Here is an 18,483-nt window from a genome sequence, read left to right as displayed (position 1 = left end):
GCCCGATGTAGCGCAGGAACCCCGAATCGCGGAGCGCCACGCATGGAGGACGCCCAGCCTTTCTTCGCCAGCGGCAACTACGCGCCGATCGCCACCGAGCACGACGTCACGGATCTGCCCATTCGCGGCGAGATCCCGCACGGCTTGCGGGGCACCCTGTTCCGCAACGGGCCGAACCCGCAATCTGCCGCGCCTGATCCCGCAGCGCATCACTGGTTCCTCGGCGACGGCATGGTGCACGGCTTCACCCTGGGCGAGGGCCGGGCCTCCTGGCGCAACCGGTGGGTCCGCACCGACAAGTTCCTCGCCGAGCGCGCCGCCGGCCGTGCCCTCTCGATCGGCTTCGGCGGAGCGCGCGAGACCGGCATCCCCGATACCGGCCTGGCCAATACCAGCCTGGTCCACCATGCCGGCCGCCTTCTGGCGCTGGAGGAGGCGCACCTGCCCTGGGCGCTGGACCCGGCGACGCTGGAAACCCGCGGCGTCGAGGATTTCGGCGGCCAGATACGGCGCTTCACCGCCCATCCGAAGGCCGACCCGGCGACCGGGGAGCTGGTCTTCTTCGGCTATTCCACCGCCGGCCCGCTGAGCGCCGAGATGGCCTGGGGCACGCTCTCCCCGGCCGGCGCGGTGACGCGGCACGAGCGCTTCCCGGTGCCCTTCTGCGCCATGGTGCACGATTTCGCGGTGACCGAGCGCCACGTGCTCTTCCCGCTGATGCCGCTGACCGGCAGCCTGCCGCGGGCCATGCGCGGCGGCCCGGCCTTTGCCTGGGAGCCGGAGCTCGGCGGCCATGTCGGACTGCTGCGACGGGCGGATGGCGTCGCCTCGCTGCGCTGGTTCCGGGCGGAGGCCTGCTACGCCTTCCACGTGCTGAACGCCTGGGAGGACGCGGCCGGCCGGGTGCTGGCCGATGTGATGGAATCTCGCCGCCCCGCCGCTCTTCCCCCGTGCCGATGGCAGCCCGAGCCCGAAGGCGGCGACCCAGGCCCACCTGACCCGCTGGGTGCTGGACCCGGCGGCGGGCACGGATGCCTTCCGGCGCGAGCGGCTGGACGACCTGCCCGGCGAGTTCCCCCGGATGGACGACCGCCGCGCCGGCCTGCCCAACCGCCACGGCGCCTATATGGGCCAGTCGCGCGGCGAGGGGCTCGACACCCTCGCCTGGTGCGACCTGGCGACCGGGGGCGGCGCCACTTCACGGTGCCGGCGGGCGATGCGCTGTCCGAGGCGGTCTTCGTCCCCCGTAGCGCCGCGGCGGAGGAGGGGGATGGCTGGCTGATGACGGTCGCCTGGCGCGCGACGGAGGGGCGCAGCGAGCTGCTGGTGCTGGACAGCCAGGACGTCGCGGCTGGGCCGGTCGCCACGGTGGCGCTGCCCGGCCGCGTGCCGCACGGCTTCCATGGAACCTGGGTGCCGGCCGATGGCTGAGGACACCGCCGGCGGCCATGACAGCCGCGCCGAGACGCTCGCGCATATCCACCGGGTGCGCGACCATATCGGCACCTTCCTCTCCGTCATGCTGGCCCGCGCCGCGGCGCATGACGCCAGTAAGCTGGCCGAGCCGGAGAAGAGCGCCTTCGATCAGCTGCTGCCGCGACTGCGCGGCATCCGCTACGGCTCGGCCGAGTTCCGCGCGGCGGAGGCCGAGATGGCCGAGCCGATTGCCCGGCACCACGCCGCCAATTCCCACCACCCCGAGCACTACGGCAACCGCGGCATCGCCGGGATGGACCTGTTCGACCTGGTCGAGATGGTCTGCGACTGGATGGCGGCGGCGGAGCGGCACCCGGAGGACGGCGTGCGGCTCGACATCAACGTCGCGCAATACGCCATTGCGCCGCAGCTGGCAGCCATCATCGCCAATACCCTGGCGCGCTGGCCGAAGGGCTGATCAGCCCGCCCGGCGCAGCGCGGTCGGGTAGAGCCGGCCGCCCGGCGCGGCCCGCATCGCCTCCAGCAGGAAGCCGCCATGCAACTCGAGCAGCTCGGGCAGCGGCGCGGCATCGGCCGCAGCGTCGAAGGCGGCGCGGAGCGGGCGTCCCTCCATACCCTCGGTCCCCTGCCCCAGCATGTGCAGCACGGTGGGGACGATGTCGGTCAGGTCGGCTGCTTCCTGCGCGACCGCGCCGGCGCGGCAAGGGCCGCCCTGCATCACCAGCACCGTCGCCAGCTTCGCCCGGTGCAGCCCGCCATGCATGCCGCCGCCCTCCGGCACGTCGGCCGTGTCGAAGCCGGCGGTGCCGGGCAGGCCCCAACCATCCGCGGCCTCGCTGCCGGCGAAGGTGGCGACGAGGTCGGCGCTGCGGGCATGCCCACTGCCCAGCACCGCCAAGGGCAGGGCGCGGCCGGGTGGCAGGATGGTGGGGTCGCGCGCCAGCAGCGGGCCGGCCCAGGCCTGGCCATCCAGGAAATCGGCGATCTGCGGCGCCAGGCCCGGGTCGCGCAGCCAGATCCCCGGCGCGGCGGCCGGCGCCACCACCACGTCGATCCCCGGCCCCATCCCCTCCCCCGCGCGGAAGCCGGCGCGGCACAACGCCTCCCGCAGCGACCGATTGCCGCGGCCGGTGACATGGCCGTGGTCCGACAGCACGATGATGGCGATCTCCGCCGCATCCGGCTGCGCGTCGCGCCAGGCGACGATCCGCCCGAGCACCGCATCCGCCGCCCGCAGCGCCGCCAGCGTCGCGGCATGCCCAAGGCCGAGATAGTGGAAGGCGATGTCGGGCTCCGAAAGCCAGAGCAGCGCCACATCGGGGCGCAGCACCGGCAGGACGTGCTCCAGTAGGATGCGGCCGGCGAAGTCCACGCGCGCGGCATTGGGCACCCCGGCCGACGGTGTCGGGCCGAATCGGGCGCGCATCGCCGCCGCGGTGGCGCCCTCAGTGTCCTCGACATTCCAGCGGAAGCTGCCGAGCCGCTCGACCGCCGGGTGCAGCAGCGTCGCGGCGCCATGTGTGCCGGCGCTGACCAGGGCAAAGGACCTGCCCGCGGGCGCCAGGCGCTCGGCGAGCGAGGGGCGCTGCAGCGGACTTTCCCCGCCTTGCGCCATGGCGACCACATCGGCCACCAGCTTGGTGCGCAGCAGCCGGTCGGGCGCGACCGCGGCGTCGAAGACGGTGTTCGCCACCAGCCCGTGCCCGCCCGGGCGGCAGCCGGTGATCAGGCTAGGCGTCGCGACGCGCGTCTCGGAGGGAAAGACGCTGCGGGCATTGGCGAAGCGGGTGCCGCGGGCGGCCAGGGCGCAGAGGTTCGGCGTCAGGTCAGGCTTCGCCATGTCCGGCCGGAGCCCGTCCAGCGCGACCAGGATGCAGCGGGTCATCGGCGGCTCCCTTCCCTGCCGCAGCTTGCCGCGCGCGGTCGTGTGCCGGCAATCCCGCCGCAATCCGCGTCGCCACGGCTTCACCTCGAGGACATGCCGGTGCGGGAGGGGATGATGGCGGACGATACAGGCTTCACTGGCTCAATCCCGGAGACCTACGACCGCTGCCTCGGCGCCGCGATGTTCGGCCCGCATGCCGAGGTGGTCGCACGTCGCCTTTCCGACCTGCGCGGCGGCGCGCTGTGCTGGAGGTGGCGGCGGGCACCGGCCTCGCCACCGCGGCCCTGGTCGCCGGGCTGACACCGGCAGTCGCCGTCACCGCGACCGACCTGAATCAGGCCATGCTGGACTGCGCCGCGCGCAAGCCGGCGCTCGCCCCCGTGACCTTCCGCCAGGCCGATGCACTGGCCCTGCCCTTCCCCGATGCAGCGTTCGATGCCGTGGTCTGCCAGTTCGGCGCCATGTTCTACCCCGACCGGCGGCGCGGCCACGCCGAGGCGCGGCGGGTGCTGAGACCGGGCGGGCGCTACCTGCTCAGCCTCTGGGACCGGCTGGCGCTGAACCCGGTGGCGGCGCTGATCCAGGACGCGGTGGCGGCGCTCTGGCCCGCCGACCCGCCCGGCTTCATCGGCCGCGCGCCCTTCGGCCATCATGACCCGGCGGTGCTGCGCGCCGATCTCGCCGCGGCGGGGTTCGGCGAGATCCGCATCGAGACGGTGCCGGCGACCTGGCGCTCGGCCTCCGCCCGCGAGGCGGCTATTGGCTATTGCCGGGGTTCGCCGCTGCGGGCGGAGCTCGAGGCGCGGGACCCGGAAGGCCCGGCGCGAGCGACAGAGGCGGCGACGCGGGCGATCGCCGCCCGGTATGGCGAGGGGCCGCTCGCCACGCCGATCCAGGCGCTGGTGGCCGAGGCGCGCGGCTGACGCGGCCGGTCCGGGGCGTGAGTCCCCGGCTATTCCACCCGGATGTCTGCCTTGCGGATCACCGGCTCCCAGCGCCGGCCGTCCTCCTCGATGATGCGGGCGACCGTGGCGCCATCGGCGAAGCTCGACTCGATCCCGCGCGCGGCGAGCGCGGCGCGGCCTTCGGGCGTGTCCACCGCCTGGCGGGCGGCCGCCTCGAGCTTGACGCGGATCGGCTCCGGCAGGCCGGCCGGGGCGAGGATGGCGCCCCAGTTGTCCACCGCATAGCCGGGCAGGCCGGCAGCCGCCGCCACGGTCGGCACGCCCGGCATAAGCGGGCTGTCCTGGCCGGCGAGGTTGCCGAGCGCCCGCAGCCGGCCGGCCTTGACCAGCTCGTCCACGGCGGAGAGCGGGGCCGAGACCAGCTCGACCTCACCGCTGACGCAGGCGGTCACCGCCGGGCCGGTGCCGCGGTAGTGCACATGGGTCAGCTTGCCGCCTGACATGGCGTCCATCAGCTCGGCGCTGACATGGGTGATGGTGCCGAGCCCGGGGGTGCCGTGGTTGAGCAGGCCGGGGCTGCGCCGGGTGATCTCCACCACCTCCCGCAGGTCACGGGCCTGCAGCTTCGGCCCGCCGCAGATCAGCGTCGGTGCCAGCGCCACCTTGGCGATCGGCAGCAGGTCACGCTTCAGGTCGAAGGGCAGCTTCGCATAGACGAATTGGTTGACCACGATGGTGTTGAAGACGGTGACCAGGGTATAGCCGTCGGGCGGTGCCTTCGCGACCGCATCGGTACCGATATTGCCGCCGGCGCCGGAGCGGTTCTCCGGCACCACGGGCTGGCCCAGCGCCTCGCCGATCCGCTGGGCGAGCAGGCGGCCGAGGATGTCGCTGCCGCCACCCGGCGGGAAGGGGATCACCATCTTGAGCGGCCGGTTGGGAAAGTCGCCCTGCGCCAGCGCGGGCGCGGCGAGCGGGCGGCGGCGAGCGCGAGGACCGCGCGGCGGGTAGTGTGCGTCATGGCCTCCTGATGCCGGAGGGCGGCGGGCCGGGCAAGCGGCGGTCCGGAGGATCGATCCGGGACGGCGACGGCAGGGCCGCCCGACGGGCCCGGGCGGGGCATATTGCCGACCCGGCTTAGTGTCGACAACCGCAACACCTTAAAATATTTTCTTGAATCAACCCATAGGTGTATCAGACACAGCAACCCTAGGTTGTTTTGTTAAGATTCAGTCAGCAAACGGTTGTGAAAAGCAGGCCTTGCTCGCGCCTCGCGCGGGCTCTCCTGGCGGAGGCTGCCAATCATGGGTGATTTCGCATCGGTCATCGGATCCGGACCGATCGTCGGTCTCGATGACATCCCGAACAACCTGAGTGCCTATTACCAGATCGTCTCGGCCGGGACGGTGCTGGACCTGTCCCATCATACGGCCGGGAACATCATCGACGGCCATCTCGACGCCTTCGATCTGACCGTCATCTCGGGCTCGGGCGCCGACTACATCTTCGGCGCCTACGGCAATCGACGACCTGGCCGGCGGTGGCGGCAACGACACGATGTACGGCTACATCGGCAACGACAAGGTCGATGGCGGCGACGGCAACGACTGGCTCTCGGGCGGCCTCGGCGACGACACCGTCCTGGGCGGCAAGGGCGACGACACCATCAACGGCGACGAGGGCGACGACAGCATCTCGGGCGGCGACGGCAGCGACTGGCTGGTCGGCGGCAGCGGCGACGACACCATCTCCGGCGACAAGGGCGACGACACCGTCTACGCCGGGAGCGGCGACGATGTGGTGCATGGCGGCGCCGGTGCGGATCTGCTGGTCGGCGGTGAAGGCGACGACACCCTCTATGGCGATGCCGGCGTCGACATCATCCTGGGCGGCGATGGCGACGACAGCATCTCGGGCGGCGACGGCAACGACTGGCTGGTCGGCGAGAGCGGCAACGACACCATCTCCGGCGACAACGGCGACGACACCGTCTATGCCGGTATTGGCGACGATGCGGTGCATGGCGGCGCAGGCTCGGACTCGCTCATCGGCGATATCGGCAACGACACGCTCTGGGGCGATGCCGGCAACGATATCCTGGACGGCGGTATAGGCAACGACCGACTGGATGGCGGGACTGGCGACGACTGGCTGATGGGCGGCAGCGGTGAGGACCTGCTGCTCGGCGGCGAAGGCGCCGACACGCTGATCGGCGGCGCCGGCAATGACACCATGGGAGGCGGCAACGGCAGCGACACCTTCCTGTTCGACAGCGGCTTCGGCGACGACCGGATCGCCGATTTCAGCAAGGCCGACCAGATCTGGCTGACCGCCAACATCAACAACTCCGGCATCAACAACGCCCGCGACGTCGCGCAATACGTCTCCGGCGATGCCAGCCACACCACGATCAAGATCGGCGAGGACAGCATCCGCCTGGATGGCGTCGGCAAGGACGACTTCCTGGCGCACCTGACCAACTGGGTGAAGATCGTCTGAGCCGCGCCTGGCGAGGCGCGCCGGCAACCGCAGGGGGCCGGCGCGCTGCGCCTGCGGGCGCCGCCCATGGCGCCGGGAGATCCACCCGCCATGCGCCGACCGCCGCTGCTCGCCTTCCTCCTCCTCCTCGCCGCGGCGCTCCTCGCCCGGGCCCGGACCAGCCTCGCCGAGACCCCGGCCGGAACAGGCCTCCCGCCAATTGCAGCAGGAGATCCGGCAGGACCGTGCGGCCGAGGCCGGCGCGGCGGCCGCGCCGCGTCCCCTGCCGCCACCCCGACCACCAGCGCGATCGAGGCCGACCGCCGGTCCTCCAGCCCGATGTCGGCCGGCCGGAGGAAGCCGGCGCGCCGATCACCGGCGGCGAGCGCGCCGCGACCGGCGGCGGCCGCAACCCGCAGCGCTGAGCCCACCCGGGCGGCCAGCCCCCTTTGGAGCGGCCCCGCCCTAGCCCGCGGCCCGCGCCTCCAGCACCGCGGCGATTGCCGCCCGCAGCGCATCCGGGCCGATCGGCTTGGTCTCGAAGCGGTCCGCCCCGGCGGCGCGGCAATCCGCCTCCGCCTCCGACGAGCCGTGCGCGGTCAGCGCGATGACTGGGACGCGGCCAGTCGGGGGCGGCAGGGCACGGATCGCCCGGGTCGCCGCCAGCCCATCCATCACCGGCATCATCATGTCCACCACCACCAGGTCGAAGGGCGCGGCCGCCCCGGCCGCGTGCACCGCCGCCAACGCCTCCGCCCCGTTCCCCACCGCCTCCACCACATGGCCGAGCCGCTGCAGGGTATGGGTGATCAGCAGCCGGTTGGCCGGGATGTCCTCCGCGACCAGCACGCGTAGCGGCCGGCCCCGCCTCGGCCGGCGGCGCGACGGGCGCGGCTCGGCGCAGCGTCACCTCGCAGCGGAACCGGCTGCCGCGGCCCGCCGCGCTCTCGACTGCGATGCCGCCGCCCATGCGTTCCAGCAGCATGCGGCAGATCGCCAGCCCCAGCCCGGCCCCGCCAAAGCGCCGGGCGGCGCCGCTGTCGGCCTGCACGAAAGCGTCGAAGAGCCGCGCCTGCGCCTCCGGCGCGATGCCGATCCCGGTATCCGCCACGCACAGCCCCAGCCGCACCATGCCCTCGCGCGACGCCTCGGTTGCTGTCAGCGTCACCTCGATGCTGCCGGCATCGGTGAACTTCACCGCATTGCCAAGGAGGTTCAGCAGCACCTGGCGCAGCCGCGCCGCATCGCCGACCAAGCGCTGCGGCACCGCCGCGGCGACCTGCAGGCGCAGCGCCAGCCCCTTCTCCTCGCCTGGCGCCGCATCAGCTGCACCGCCGCGCCGAAGGTCTGGCGCGGGTCGAAGGGCTCCTCCTGCAGCGGCAGCTGGCCGCGCTCCAGCCGGGTGACGTCCAGGATGTCGTTGACCAGCGCCAGCAGGTGGTCGCCCGCCTCGCGGATAAGCCGAAGGTGCTGCGCCTGCGGCTCGGGCAGTCCCTGCTCCAGCAGCAGCCCGGACAGCCCGATCACCGCGTTCAGCGGGGTGCGCAGCTCGTGGCTGACCATGGCGAGGAACTCGGTACGCGACCGCGCATGCGCCTCGGCCGCCAGCCGTGCCGCCTCCTGGGCCTCGGCCGCGGCGCGGCGCTCGGTCACGTCGGTATAGGTGCGGACCGCGCGACCATCCGGCAGCACCGTGCTGCGCACCTCGATCACCCGGCCGTTGCGCAGCGTGCGCTCATAAGTCGGGATGACGGCCGGCCGCGCGGCCAGCGCCATACGGGTGCCGCCGCCGATATCCGGCGCCTGGGCCAGGTCGCCGCGGGCGACCTGCAGCTGGTAGAGCTCCTGCACATCGGTGCCCGGCCGGCCGAGTTCCGCCGGCAGGTCGAGCATCTCAAGCGCCCGGCGGGTCAGCACCACGACGCGGTTCCCGGCATCCACCATCAGCACGCCATGCGGCACGTTCTCGACCGTCGCCGCCAGCGCCGCCTCAGCCGCCAGCGCCCGGTCGCGCGCCTCGACGATGCTCTCGGCCGCGCGGCGCGGCGCGGTCAGGTCCGTATAGGTGCGGACATGGCTGCCATCGGCCAGGTGCTCGGTGCGGATCTCCAGCACCGTGCCGTTCGGCCGTACCCGCTCGTGGATGTCCGGCGGCGCGCCGGGCGCGGCCGAGAGGCTGCGGTAGCGGGTCTCGGGCGGCGGCGCGCCGCCGAACTCGCCGGCCGCGGTCTGCCAGGCGATGATGTCGCGCAGCGGCCGACCCGGCACCGCGAGGCCGGGCGGCAGGCCGAGCAGCTCGATCGCCCGGGCATTCACCAGTGCGACGCGGCCGGCCGGATCGACCATCAGGATGCCCTGGCCGATATGGCCGACCGCGGCCTCCAGCACCGCCCTCGCCTGCCCGGCGGCGCGGCGCTTCTGCGCCAGCATGACCGTGACGACGCCGACCAGCAGGGTCAGCAGCGCACCGAAGACGGCCTGCCGCCGGGCATCGGCCCAGGTCGGAGCAAGCACCTCCGCCGCCGGCAGGCCGACCGAGACCAGCAGGTCCTGCCCGGCGACCCGGCGCAGGGTGGTGAAGCGCTCGACGCCGTCCACCGCGCTGACCATGCGGCGGGAGACCTGCGGCGCGCCCTGGCGGATCTGCGCCGCGGGCGGGCGCGGCAGCTGCCGGCCGACCCCCTCCTCGGGATTTGGGGCCCAGGCGCGGATGATGCCGTCGAAGCCGATCAGGGCGATGACGCCTTGGCCAATGTCGAGGCTGAGATAGAGCCGCGAGAAGCTCCCGGCATCGACCCCGAGCAGCACCGCCCCGGCCGGCGCCCCGTCGCGCCTCAGCGGGCGGGAGAAGACCAGCAGGCTACGGTCGAGGCCCTGCGGGCGGATCGGCGCGCCGATCTGCAGCCGGTCCTCCTGTGGCGCCTCCGGATGGGCCCGCAGGGTGTCGCGGCCCAGCCGGTCGGCGGCGTCCCGCGCCAGCCCGCCGGCATCCACCAGGGCCTTGCCGTCCGGCCCGACCACCACGCCGGCGGCGATGTCGCCGCGCGGGTCGATGCCGCTCCAGGCGCCGAAGCGGAAGGCTCCCCCGTCCCGCTCGTACAGCATCTGGGCGAAGCGCAGCCTGGCGTCGATCGCCTCGATCTCGCCCGGCGATCTGCGCCTCGACCGTGCGGGCCATGTTGGCGGTGTCGCGGAAGGCCGCTTCAGTGGCGGCCCGGTACTCGGCATGGATCGACAGGCCGATTCCGCCCCAGGCGAGCAGCACCACCGCCGCGGCGATGCCGAGCGCACTGGCGGTGAGGCCGGCCCGGATGCCGGTCAGCATCCGCGCCCCGCCGCCGGGCTGAGCCGCCGTCCCAGCGAGGGACGGCCTCGCGGCGGCCCAGCAGGTGGAAAAAGGGCTAGGGCGGCTGGTGGCATGACCCGAAAAGGAGTGCGGCGCGGCGGGAAATGCAACCCTTGGGCGCGTCGCCTCGGCACGCTACCGGCAGCGCCCCGCCGGTCAGGGCCGCAGCGCGGCAAGCAGCGCCAGGGCGCCGGCGGCCTCGCAGGGCTCGATGACGGGCAGGCCTGATGCCTCGGCGGCCAACGCGGCATGGCCGGCCAAGCCGGTGCAGCCGAGGATGATCGCCTCCGCCCCCTGCTCCGCCAGCCGGCGGGCGGCGGCGGCGATCCGCTGCCGCGGCGCCTGGGCATCGCAGAGCACCTCCATCGGCAGGTCGAGCGGCTCCCAGGCGGCGAGGCGGGATTCGAGCCCCATGCCCTGAAGGGCGCGGCGCTGTCGGGCTTGGCTGGCGGCGACGAAGCCGATGATGCCGAAGCGCTCGGCCCGGGTCACGGCGGCGGCGACGGCACAGCGGAACATGCCGAGCACCGGCCGGCGGGTCGCCGCCCGCACCGCCTCGAGCCCCGGGTCGGAGACGCAGGCGATGACATAGGCCGCGGCGGCTTCGCGCTCGACCAGGCGACAGAGCGGGAGGGCGACGCTGTGCCAGTCCTCCCAGCTGGCGATGGCCGGGGGCCTTCGGCCAGGTGCGTCACCTCCAGCGACAGGCCGGGCGGCAGCGGCAGCGGCGCCAGGGCGGCGGCGATGCCCTGGGTGCAGGCCAGGGAGGCATTCGGGTTGATGACCAGGATGCGGCGGGACATGCCGGAGCCTTGCCTTCCCGCTTGTGGGCGCGCAAGCCCCGCGGCAGCCCTTCCCCGGCGGTGGCCCTGGCAGGGAACGCGGGGCGGCGCCGCGGCGCTGAACCGGCATGGGTTGCGGGCCGATATTGCATCGCACAAGACGCCAGTGACTACGCCACCACCCGGACAAGGCCGGCACACCGGCCAGGAGACCACATCATGCGCTGGACCCCCGAAGGCGCCGTCACGACGCCGGCCACCGGCAGCCTGGCCACTGGCCCCCTGGCCACCGGCACGGTCGCGACCGGCACACCGCCGCTCTGGGTCGCGGTGCGGCGGGGCCTCGCCAATCGCTGCCCCTTTTGCGGCGTCGGCAGGGTATTCTCCGGCTACCTGACGGTGACGCGGGAATGCAGCAACTGCCATGCGCCGCTCGGCCTGCTGCGGGCGGATGACGCGCCGCCCTACTTCACCATCTTCCTGGCCGGCCACATCCTGGTGCCCGGCGTGCTCTGGGTGGAGAAGGTCTACGAGCCGCCCATGTGGCTGCACATGGTGGTCTGGTTGCCGCTTTTCGCGATCATCTGCACACTGCTGCTGCGGCCCATCAAGGGCGCGGTGGTGGGGTGGATGAGCACGCTCGGATTCTGTCGCGCAGGAGCAGGAGGCCGAGGCCGAGCGGGAGGCCGCGGCGCGTGCCCCGCATGCCTGACCGGACGCGGCCCGCATCCGGCGGCGACGTGGCACTGCCCGAGGAAGACCCGGCGCTGCGGCGGCTGGAGAACATCGTGCTGCCGGATGCGACCGCGCTGCTCTCGGCTCTATGCCGAGGCCGACCGGCGCCAAGCCGTGGCCGACCTGCTGGGGGAGAACCGCTTCGACCCGACCGGCGTGCCCGGCGGCCCCTTCGCGCTGCACCTCTGCGTCCGCGACGGCCGGCTTGTCTTCGACATCCGTGACGCGCTGGACAGGCCGGTGCGTGCGGTGGTCCTCGCGCTAGGGCCGTTCCGACGGCTGATCAAGGACTACCACATGATCGTCGCGAGCCATGAGCAGGTGGTGGCGGAAGGCGGGCACGAGGCGCGGATCCAGGCAATCGACATGGGCCGCCGCGGCCTGCACAACGAGGGGGCCGAGTTGCTGACCGCGAGGCTTGAGGGCCGGATCGGTCTCGACTTCGAGACGGCGCGGCGGCTCTTCACCCTGGTCTGCGCGCTGCACCAGCGGATCTGAGCCGTTCCGAACCCCGCCACGGTCCGAGCCGGAACGCCACCGCCGGGAGAAGGCCGGGGAGACCACCGTCCCCCGGTTCCGCCTACTGGACAGTCGTCACCGCGCGCCGGTTCCGCGCCCAGGCCTCCTCGTTCGAGCCGAGTTCGGCCGGCCGGTCCTTGCCGTAGCTGATCGTCCGCAGCCGCGACCCGGCGACGCCGTTGCTGACCAGCAGGTCGCGCGCCGCATTCGCCCGGCGCTGACCGAGCGCCAGGTTGTACTCCCGCGTGCCGCGTTCGTCGGCATGGCCCTCGATCACTGCCTGCACCTGGCGGTACTGCCCCAGCCATTGCGCCTGGCGCTGCAGCACCGGCCGCTGGTCGGCACCGACCGAGGCGCTATCGGTGACGAAGTAGACCCGGTCGCCGGCGGTCGCGGCCAGGTCTTCCTGGCTGCCGGGCTGGCCGGCGCCGGCCCGCAAGCCGCCGGCGGTGCCGCCCAGGGCGGAACCCGCGGCACCGTTCGGATCGGCCGCGGCATTGCCGGTACTGGCGGTATCGGTGCTGTCCGAACATGCGGCGGCCAGGAGGCCGAGCACCAGGGCCGCGGCGGGGGCGAACTTCATGGCAATATCTCGCTTCCGTAAGGATGGGCCGCTGCAATCGGATGCCCCGAATCGGGCCGGCCCCCATCCCAAGGCTTGCCTCCACCGGCCCCGGCGGTGCAAGCCGGATCAACGAAGCCGGAGGAGATGCCATGCTGACCGTGCACCACCTGGGCAAGTCGCAATCGGAACGCATCGTCTGGCTCTGCGAGGAGCTCGGGCTCGATTACGACCTGAAGCACCATGTCCGCGACGCCCGGACCATGCTCTCGCCGCCGGCGTTGAGGGCGCTGCACCCGATCGGCTCCGCCCCGGTGATCACTGAGGGAGCCATGGTGCTGGCCGAGATCCGGTGCCTGCGTGGAGTACATCCTCGCCCGGCATGGCGGCGGCCGGCTGGTTCTGACGCCGGACCATCCCGGCTATCCCGACTTCCTCTACTGGCTGCACGAGGCCAACGGATCCCTGCAGCCGGCGATGGAGCCGGCGGATGCTGATCGGCCGGCTGCAGGTTCAGCCGGAGAACCCGGTGCGGCAGGCGGCGGAGGAGCGGCTGGACCGCGCGCTGCGCTTCCTCGATTCCCGCGTGGCGGCGGTGCCCTGGCTGGCGGGCGAGGAATTCACCGCCGCCGACATCATGATGGGCTTCCCGCTGACGACGATGCGGTACTTCGCGCCGCTCGACCTCTCGCCCTATCCGGGCATCCTGGCCTACCTGCAGAGGATCGCGGCGCGGGAAGGCTATCAGCGCGCCATGGCGAAAGGCGACCCGGGGATGCCGCTGCTCCTGACCTGAGCGGCCGGGGAGCCGCCTGGCCCCGGCCGCCGCCGCCCTCCACGGGGCGCGGGTTTACTTTCGGGCATCGCCGCCGCATCTGACCGGCCATGAAGATCGACGGCACCCCTTATCGCAGCGTCTGGGTGGATGCGGATGGCTGGTCCGTCCGCATCCTCGACCAGACGAAGCTGCCCTGGCAGCTCGACATCCTCCGGCTGACCGATGCCGGGCAGGTGGCGCATGCCATCCGCTCGATGCAGGTGCGCGGGGCGCCGCTGATCGGCGCGGTCGCCGCCTATGGCGTGGCCCTGGCGCTGCGGGCGGACGCCTCCACCGAGGCGCTCGACCGCGCGGTGGCGATGCTGGGCGAGACCCGGCCGACCGCCATCAACCTGCGCTGGGCGCTCGACCGCATGCGCGCCCGGCTGCACAACCTGCCCGCGGGCGACCGCGTGGCGGCCGCCTATGCCGAGGCGCTGGCCATCGCCGACGACGATGCCGAGACCTGCCGCCGCATCGGCGCGAACGGCCTGCCGCTGCTGCAGGAGATCGCCGCCCGCAAGCCCGGCGAGACGGTGAATGTCCTCACCCACTGCAACGCCGGCTGGCTGGCGACGGTGGATTACGGCACCGCCCTGTCGCCGATCTACCAGGCGCATGACGCCGGCATCCCGGTCCATGTCTGGGTGGACGAGACACGGCCGCGCAACCAGGGCGCGGCGCTGACCGCCTTCGAGCTCGGCAAGCACGGCGTGCGGCATACCGTCATCGCCGACAATGCCGGCGGCCACCTGATGCAGCATGCCGAGGTCGATATCTGCATCGTCGGCACCGACCGCGTGACGCGGCAGGGCGACGTCGCCAACAAGATCGGCACCTACCTGAAGGCGCTCGCGGCGCGCGACAACGGCATCCCCTTCTGGGTGGCGACGCCGCATTCGACCATCGACTGGCGGGTCGGCGACGGTGTCGCCGAGATCCCGATCGAGGAGCGCGCCGAGACCGAGGTCACCGACCTGACCGGCCGCACCGCCGATGGACGGCTCGAGACCATCCGCGTTGCCGCCGAGGGCAGCCCCGCCGCAAACCCGGCCTTCGACGTGACGCCCGCCCGGCTGGTCACCGGGCTGATCACCGAACGCGGCCGCTGCGAGGCCTCCGCCGGGGGTTTGCGCGGGCTCTACCCCGAGGCCGGCTGAGCCCCAGGCGCCGGCCTGGCGCGCCGCTGCCGCAAGGTCACGGAAACGACCGAATCAGCCCGAGGTCCCGGCAACCGGGAGCGGGCAGAATGTCTTCTCAGCAGGATTGCGGAGAGGACGACCGATGGCCACCACCACGCCTCGTGCCGAAGCCCGGCTCGCCGTCGGCACGATAGGGCTGAGCCTCGCCCTGATCCTCACCGCACCGCCGGCCCGCGCACAGGACGCCGCGCGGATGGAGGCGATCGAGCGGCAGATCCGCTCGCTGCAATCCGAGCTGGGCAGGATGCGCCGCGAGATGCAGGCGCGCGAAAGCGAAACTCGGCTGGCCAAGCGGGACGCCGCGCAGGCCCGCGCCGAGGCCCAGGCCGCGCAGCGCCGGGTCGACACCACGCAGCGCCAGGTGGAAACCGCGCAGCGCCAGCCCGAGGCCGCGCCGCGCCTGACCGCGCAGCCGCCGGCCGACCAGGTGCGCTTCGGCCTGCCGAACAACCGGCCGACCATCACCTCCGCCGATGGCCGCTTCAGCGCCTATCTCGGCGCCCAATTCCAGTATGACATCGGCGGCGCCCTGCAGGGCGACCGCCCCGCGGGCGCGCCGAAGTTAAACAGCTTCGGCGAGAATCTCCGCCGCGGCCGGCTGTTCTTCGGCTTCAAGTACGATGACCTGCTGCTGAGCGTGACGCCCGACTTCGGTGGCTCGCCCGACGGCTCGCCGACGCTGTACGAGGCCAACCTGACCTGGACCCCGGTCAAGCCGCTGGCGCTGACCTTCGGCTACTACAAGCCCTATTACGGCCTGGCTGATTCCATGAGCTCGAACGACTTCCTGTTCCTCGAGCGGCCGAGCATCATGGAAATCTCGCGCAACATCGTCGCCGGTGACAGCCGCGCCTCGGTCGGCGGGCGCTGGGCCGCCGACCGCTGGTTCGCCGCCGGCTACTTCACCGGCGACAGCTATGGCTCGAACAACACCCAGGCGACCAGCGGCCAGACCGGCTTCGTCGGCCGGGTCGCGGGCCGCCCCTATGCCGATGCCGATACCGACCTGCATCTCGGCTTCACCGGTTCCTATGCCTTCGATCTGCGGCGACAGTCGGACGGGCAGGCGCTGCGGCTGCGCGACCGGCCGGAATGGCGCGCCGGCGATCCCTCCACCCGGCTGATCGATACCGGCAGCATCTCGGCCGACCATGCCGGCACCTGGGGTCCAGAGGCCGGTCTGCGCTGGCGCAACTTCATGCTGCAGGGCGAATACCAGCGGATCAGCCTGGAACAGGCCCAGGCGCGCGGCGCGCTCCGGCCCGACCTGACCTTCGACGGCGGCTATGTCGAGGCGAGCTCGGGTGATGACCGGCGAGCCGCGACGCTACAGCACCGCTGTGGGCGCCTTCGGCCGGCCCAGCCCGGTGCATGCCTTCGACTTCCATGGTGGCGGCTGGGGCGCCTGGGAGCTAATGGCGCGCTACAGCGTCGCCGACCTGAACGACAAGGTCACCCGAGGCCTGGCGCAGACCGCGACCGGCGGCGTCTATGGCGGGCGGCAGGAGGTGGTCGGGCTCGGCCTGTCCTGGTACCCCACGGACTATCTGCGCTTCATGTTCGACTGGAACATCGTCAACGTGAACCGGCTGAACGCCGCCGGCACGCAGCAGATCGGCGACCGCTTTCATACCCTCGGGCTGCGGACGCAGATGGCCTTCTGATGGACCCCGGGCCGGATCAGCCGAGATCGGGCAAGCCGAGGGAGGCGTGGGGCGAGGCGGATGCCCCGCCGGCCCATTCCAGCAGAACCAGCCCGCCCACCAAACTGAGTCCGGCGCCGCAGGCGGCCCAGAAGGCCAGCATTGGCGGCACCCGGCCGGGGGCCAACGCGTCGCTCAGCAGCAGTGCGACGAGGGCGGTGATCACGACCAGGGCGCTCCCGATCAGCGCGCAGGCAATGCGTTGCATGAGTCCTGTCCTTCGACGTTCCGGCGGCATCCGGGCCGGTGCGAAGCGTCCGGCCTGCCCCTTGAACACCCAGGGCTGGGCGCGAAGGGGCCGGAGGTGGGGCAATTCTGTGGCACGTGCCATCCGGACGCGATGCGCAGCCCTTGAGCAGCCGGACGCGCCGGCGCCCAAGCGGCAGCCAGTCCGCGGTCCCGGACGGGCCGAAGCCGCGCCCGGGGCCGATTGCGCCGCCGCGATGGATGCGGGAGGCTGCCGGCAACGATAGACCGCCGGAGCCCAGACCCTATGCGCCTGCTGCTTGCCGCCCTCACGCTCACCGCCGGCCTCGCCTCGGTCGCCGGGGCGCAGACCATCACCGTGGGGGCTGCCGGCTCGGGGCAGCCGCCGTTGCGCTGCGGCGTCGACGGCACCTTTGCGCCGCATGCCTTCCCTTCGCTGCAGGGTGGCGTGCAGGGCTTCCAGATCGACCTCTTCGACGCGGTGGCGAAGAAGCTGGGCCGGCCGCTCGAGATCACCTCGGCCAGCTTCTCCGGCCTGATCCCGGCGCTGAATGCCGGGCGCTACGACTTCCTCTGCGCCCCGACCACGGTGACGCCGGAGCGCGCCGCCAACCTGCTGTTCACCGAGGGCTATCTCTGGACCGAGCTGCAGTCCGGCATCAAGCGCGGCACCCCGCCGATCAAGTCCGAGGAGGACCTGCGCGGCAAGGCGATCAGCGTGAACAAGGGCACCCCCTACGAGCAATGGGTGACCCGGAACGCCGAGCGGCTGAACCTTACGCTGCTTGCCTTCGACAGCCAGGCGGATGCGGCGCAGGCGGTGATCCAGGGCCGCGCCTATGCCAACCTGTCGGGCAATACTGTCATCAAGTACAGCGCGTCGCGCACCCCGCAATACGTCGCCGATTTCAGCCTGCCCGGCACCCGCTTCCACTGGGCGACGCCCTTCCGCCAGGACAGCGGCGCGCTGCGCAACCAGGTGGAGCAGGTGATCGAGTGCCTGAAGAAGGACGGCACCATCGCCGCCCTGTCGAAGAAGTGGTTCGGCGCCGAGCCGAAGGAGGACGACGCCGAGCGGGTGGTCTTCCCCGGCTTCGGCCCGCCCGGCCTGCCCGGCTACGACGAGAAGCCGAACACTGCCGCCTGCTCGTGACGGCGGCGCCCGCCGCGCGCCCGATCGTCGAGGCGCGCGGCATCCGCAAGCAGTTCGGCCAGCTCCATGTCCTCAAGGGCGTGGACCTGGTGGTGGCGGAGCGCGAGCTGGTCTTCGTCATCGGCCCATCCGGGTCGGGCAAGTCCACCCTGCTGCGCTGCCTGAACCGGCTGGAGGAACCCTCCGCCGGCATCATCACGGTAGACGGCATCGACATGCTGGACCGCCGCACCGACATCAACGCCGCACGGCAGCGGATCGGGATGGTCTTCCAGTCCTTCAACCTCTACCCGCACATGACCGCGCTCGGGAACGTTGCGCTGGCGCTGCGCAAGGTGCAGGGCAAGCCGAAGGCCGAGGCGGCCGAGCGGGCCCGGGCTGCGCTGGCGCGGGTCGACCTCGCCGACCGGGCCGACCACTATCCGGGCCAGCTATCCGGCGGGCAGCAGCAGCGCGTCGCCATCGCCCGGGCCATCGCGCTCGAGCCCCGCGTCATGCTGTTCGACGAGCCGACCTCGGCGCTCGACCCCGAGCTGGTCGGCGGCGTGCTGCAGGCGATGCGCGAGCTGCGGAAGGACGGCATGACCATGGTCGTGGTCAGCCACGAGATGGCCTTCGCCCGCGCCGCCGCCGACCGGGTGGTGTTCATGGCGGATGGCATGATCGTCGAGCAGGGACCGCCGGCGGCCATCTTCCGGTGCCCCGCAGCACGAGCGCACCCGGGCCTTCATCGGCCAGATCGAGCGCCACTG

Annotated in this window: 18 protein-coding genes and 4 pseudogenes; 14 read left to right on the top strand and 8 right to left on the bottom strand. The window is 72.7% G+C overall.

Features of this window, described 5'->3' with window-relative positions:
• Positions 1 to 42 precede the first annotated feature (42 nt).
• Positions 43 to 1,431: a carotenoid oxygenase family protein gene (locus tag ACQ86J_RS30755; RefSeq protein ID WP_431268482.1), complete on the top strand. Its 1,389-nt coding sequence runs from the start codon at positions 43 to 45 to the stop codon at positions 1,429 to 1,431.
• Complete coding sequence (locus ACQ86J_RS30750; protein ID WP_431268481.1) at positions 1,424 to 1,894, top strand: DUF5662 family protein; 471 nt, start codon at positions 1,424 to 1,426, stop codon at positions 1,892 to 1,894. The genes ACQ86J_RS30755 and ACQ86J_RS30750 overlap by 8 nt, the downstream gene beginning before the upstream one ends.
• On the opposite strand, the gene ACQ86J_RS30745 is transcribed toward ACQ86J_RS30750, so the two are convergent.
• On the bottom strand, positions 1,895 to 3,322 hold the full coding sequence (locus ACQ86J_RS30745) for an alkaline phosphatase family protein (protein WP_431268480.1): 1,428 nt from the start codon (positions 3,320 to 3,322) through the stop codon (positions 1,895 to 1,897).
• 99 nt (positions 3,323 to 3,421) lie between these two features.
• On the opposite strand from ACQ86J_RS30745, the gene ACQ86J_RS30740 reads away from it, so the two are divergent.
• Together ACQ86J_RS30740 and ACQ86J_RS30735 are read left to right on the top strand one after the other, a co-directional pair.
• On the top strand, positions 3,422 to 3,622 hold the full coding sequence (locus tag ACQ86J_RS30740) for a hypothetical protein (RefSeq protein WP_431268479.1): 201 nt from the start codon (positions 3,422 to 3,424) through the stop codon (positions 3,620 to 3,622).
• A complete protein-coding gene (locus ACQ86J_RS30735) occupies positions 3,574 to 4,245 on the top strand; it encodes a class I SAM-dependent methyltransferase (protein WP_431268478.1) in 672 nt (223 codons plus the stop codon). The genes ACQ86J_RS30740 and ACQ86J_RS30735 overlap by 49 nt, the downstream gene beginning before the upstream one ends.
• Positions 4,246 to 4,274: 29 nt before the next feature.
• Here ACQ86J_RS30735 and ACQ86J_RS30730 read toward each other — a convergent pair whose 3' ends face one another.
• The gene (locus ACQ86J_RS30730) at positions 4,275 to 5,150 is read right to left on the bottom strand and encodes a Bug family tripartite tricarboxylate transporter substrate binding protein (protein WP_431268477.1); all 876 of its coding nucleotides are present in this window, start codon (positions 5,148 to 5,150) and stop codon (positions 4,275 to 4,277) included.
• A gap of 634 nt (positions 5,151 to 5,784) precedes the next feature.
• On the opposite strand from ACQ86J_RS30730, the gene ACQ86J_RS30725 reads away from it, so the two are divergent.
• Positions 5,785 to 6,726: a calcium-binding protein gene (locus tag ACQ86J_RS30725; protein ID WP_431268476.1), complete on the top strand. Its 942-nt coding sequence runs from the start codon at positions 5,785 to 5,787 to the stop codon at positions 6,724 to 6,726.
• A gap of 224 nt (positions 6,727 to 6,950) precedes the next feature.
• On the top strand, positions 6,951 to 7,130 hold the full coding sequence (locus ACQ86J_RS30720; protein WP_431268475.1) for a hypothetical protein: 180 nt from the start codon (positions 6,951 to 6,953) through the stop codon (positions 7,128 to 7,130).
• Between the two features lie 40 nt (positions 7,131 to 7,170).
• On the opposite strand, the gene ACQ86J_RS30715 is transcribed toward ACQ86J_RS30720, so the two are convergent.
• From ACQ86J_RS30715 to ACQ86J_RS30700, 4 genes and pseudogenes are all read right to left on the bottom strand, one after another.
• Positions 7,171 to 7,554 (bottom strand): response regulator, encoded by a 384-nt coding sequence (locus tag ACQ86J_RS30715; protein WP_431268474.1) that lies wholly within the window; start codon positions 7,552 to 7,554, stop codon positions 7,171 to 7,173.
• A 112-nt stretch (positions 7,555 to 7,666) separates the two neighbouring features.
• Positions 7,667 to 7,903, bottom strand: a pseudogene (locus tag ACQ86J_RS30710) (ATP-binding protein); the annotation flags it as partial.
• A gap of 17 nt (positions 7,904 to 7,920) precedes the next feature.
• Positions 7,921 to 9,933, bottom strand: coding sequence for a PAS-domain containing protein (locus ACQ86J_RS30705; protein ID WP_431268473.1), 2,013 nt, complete (start codon positions 9,931 to 9,933; stop codon positions 7,921 to 7,923).
• Positions 9,934 to 10,207: 274 nt separating this feature from the next.
• Positions 10,208 to 10,963: an aspartate/glutamate racemase family protein gene (locus ACQ86J_RS30700; protein WP_431268472.1), complete on the bottom strand. Its 756-nt coding sequence runs from the start codon at positions 10,961 to 10,963 to the stop codon at positions 10,208 to 10,210.
• Positions 10,964 to 11,052: 89 nt separating this feature from the next.
• Between ACQ86J_RS30700 and ACQ86J_RS30695 the strand changes: the two are divergent.
• Positions 11,053 to 11,403 (top strand): annotated as a pseudogene (locus ACQ86J_RS30695) (DUF983 domain-containing protein); the annotation flags it as partial.
• A 134-nt stretch (positions 11,404 to 11,537) separates the two neighbouring features.
• Positions 11,538 to 12,066: pseudogene (locus ACQ86J_RS30690) on the top strand (UPF0262 family protein).
• Between the two features lie 82 nt (positions 12,067 to 12,148).
• Here ACQ86J_RS30690 and pal read toward each other — a convergent pair.
• Positions 12,149 to 12,670: a peptidoglycan-associated lipoprotein Pal gene (pal, locus tag ACQ86J_RS30685; RefSeq protein WP_431268471.1), complete on the bottom strand. Its 522-nt coding sequence runs from the start codon at positions 12,668 to 12,670 to the stop codon at positions 12,149 to 12,151.
• A 131-nt stretch (positions 12,671 to 12,801) separates the two neighbouring features.
• Here pal and ACQ86J_RS30680 point away from each other — a divergent pair, with 131 nt between their 5' ends.
• The 6 genes and pseudogenes from ACQ86J_RS30680 to ACQ86J_RS30655 all read left to right on the top strand — a co-directional run.
• Positions 12,802 to 13,146, top strand: coding sequence for a glutathione S-transferase N-terminal domain-containing protein (locus tag ACQ86J_RS30680; protein WP_431268470.1), 345 nt, complete (start codon positions 12,802 to 12,804; stop codon positions 13,144 to 13,146).
• Positions 13,140 to 13,445, top strand: coding sequence for a glutathione S-transferase C-terminal domain-containing protein (locus ACQ86J_RS30675; protein WP_431268469.1), 306 nt, complete (start codon positions 13,140 to 13,142; stop codon positions 13,443 to 13,445). Before ACQ86J_RS30680 ends, ACQ86J_RS30675 begins: the two co-directional genes overlap by 7 nt.
• An 89-nt stretch (positions 13,446 to 13,534) precedes the next feature.
• Positions 13,535 to 14,626: an S-methyl-5-thioribose-1-phosphate isomerase gene (mtnA, locus tag ACQ86J_RS30670; protein WP_431268468.1), complete on the top strand. Its 1,092-nt coding sequence runs from the start codon at positions 13,535 to 13,537 to the stop codon at positions 14,624 to 14,626.
• A gap of 124 nt (positions 14,627 to 14,750) precedes the next feature.
• Positions 14,751 to 16,844: a porin gene (locus ACQ86J_RS30665; protein WP_431268467.1), complete on the top strand. Its 2,094-nt coding sequence runs from the start codon at positions 14,751 to 14,753 to the stop codon at positions 16,842 to 16,844.
• Positions 16,845 to 16,864: 20 nt separating this feature from the next.
• Positions 16,865 to 17,731 carry a transporter substrate-binding domain-containing protein gene (locus ACQ86J_RS30660; protein ID WP_431268466.1) on the top strand — a complete coding sequence of 289 codons (867 nt, stop codon included), beginning with the start codon at positions 16,865 to 16,867 and terminating at the stop codon, positions 17,729 to 17,731.
• Positions 17,617 to 18,189 (top strand): annotated as a pseudogene (locus tag ACQ86J_RS30655) (amino acid ABC transporter ATP-binding protein); the annotation flags it as partial. The gene ACQ86J_RS30660 and the pseudogene ACQ86J_RS30655, both read left to right, overlap by 115 nt.
• On the opposite strand, the gene ACQ86J_RS30650 reads toward ACQ86J_RS30655, so the two are convergent.
• Positions 18,163 to 18,462: a hypothetical protein gene (locus ACQ86J_RS30650; RefSeq protein ID WP_431272759.1), complete on the bottom strand. Its 300-nt coding sequence runs from the start codon at positions 18,460 to 18,462 to the stop codon at positions 18,163 to 18,165. The pseudogene ACQ86J_RS30655 and the gene ACQ86J_RS30650 sit on opposite strands and share 27 nt — an antisense overlap.
• Positions 18,463 to 18,483 lie beyond the last annotated feature (21 nt).

The organism is Dankookia sp. P2 (assembly GCF_050632255.1).
GTDB lineage: Bacteria > Pseudomonadota > Alphaproteobacteria > Acetobacterales > Acetobacteraceae > Paracraurococcus.
Note: the sequence above shows the minus strand (reverse complement) of the source record. Positions and strands in the feature narration are given on the sequence as shown.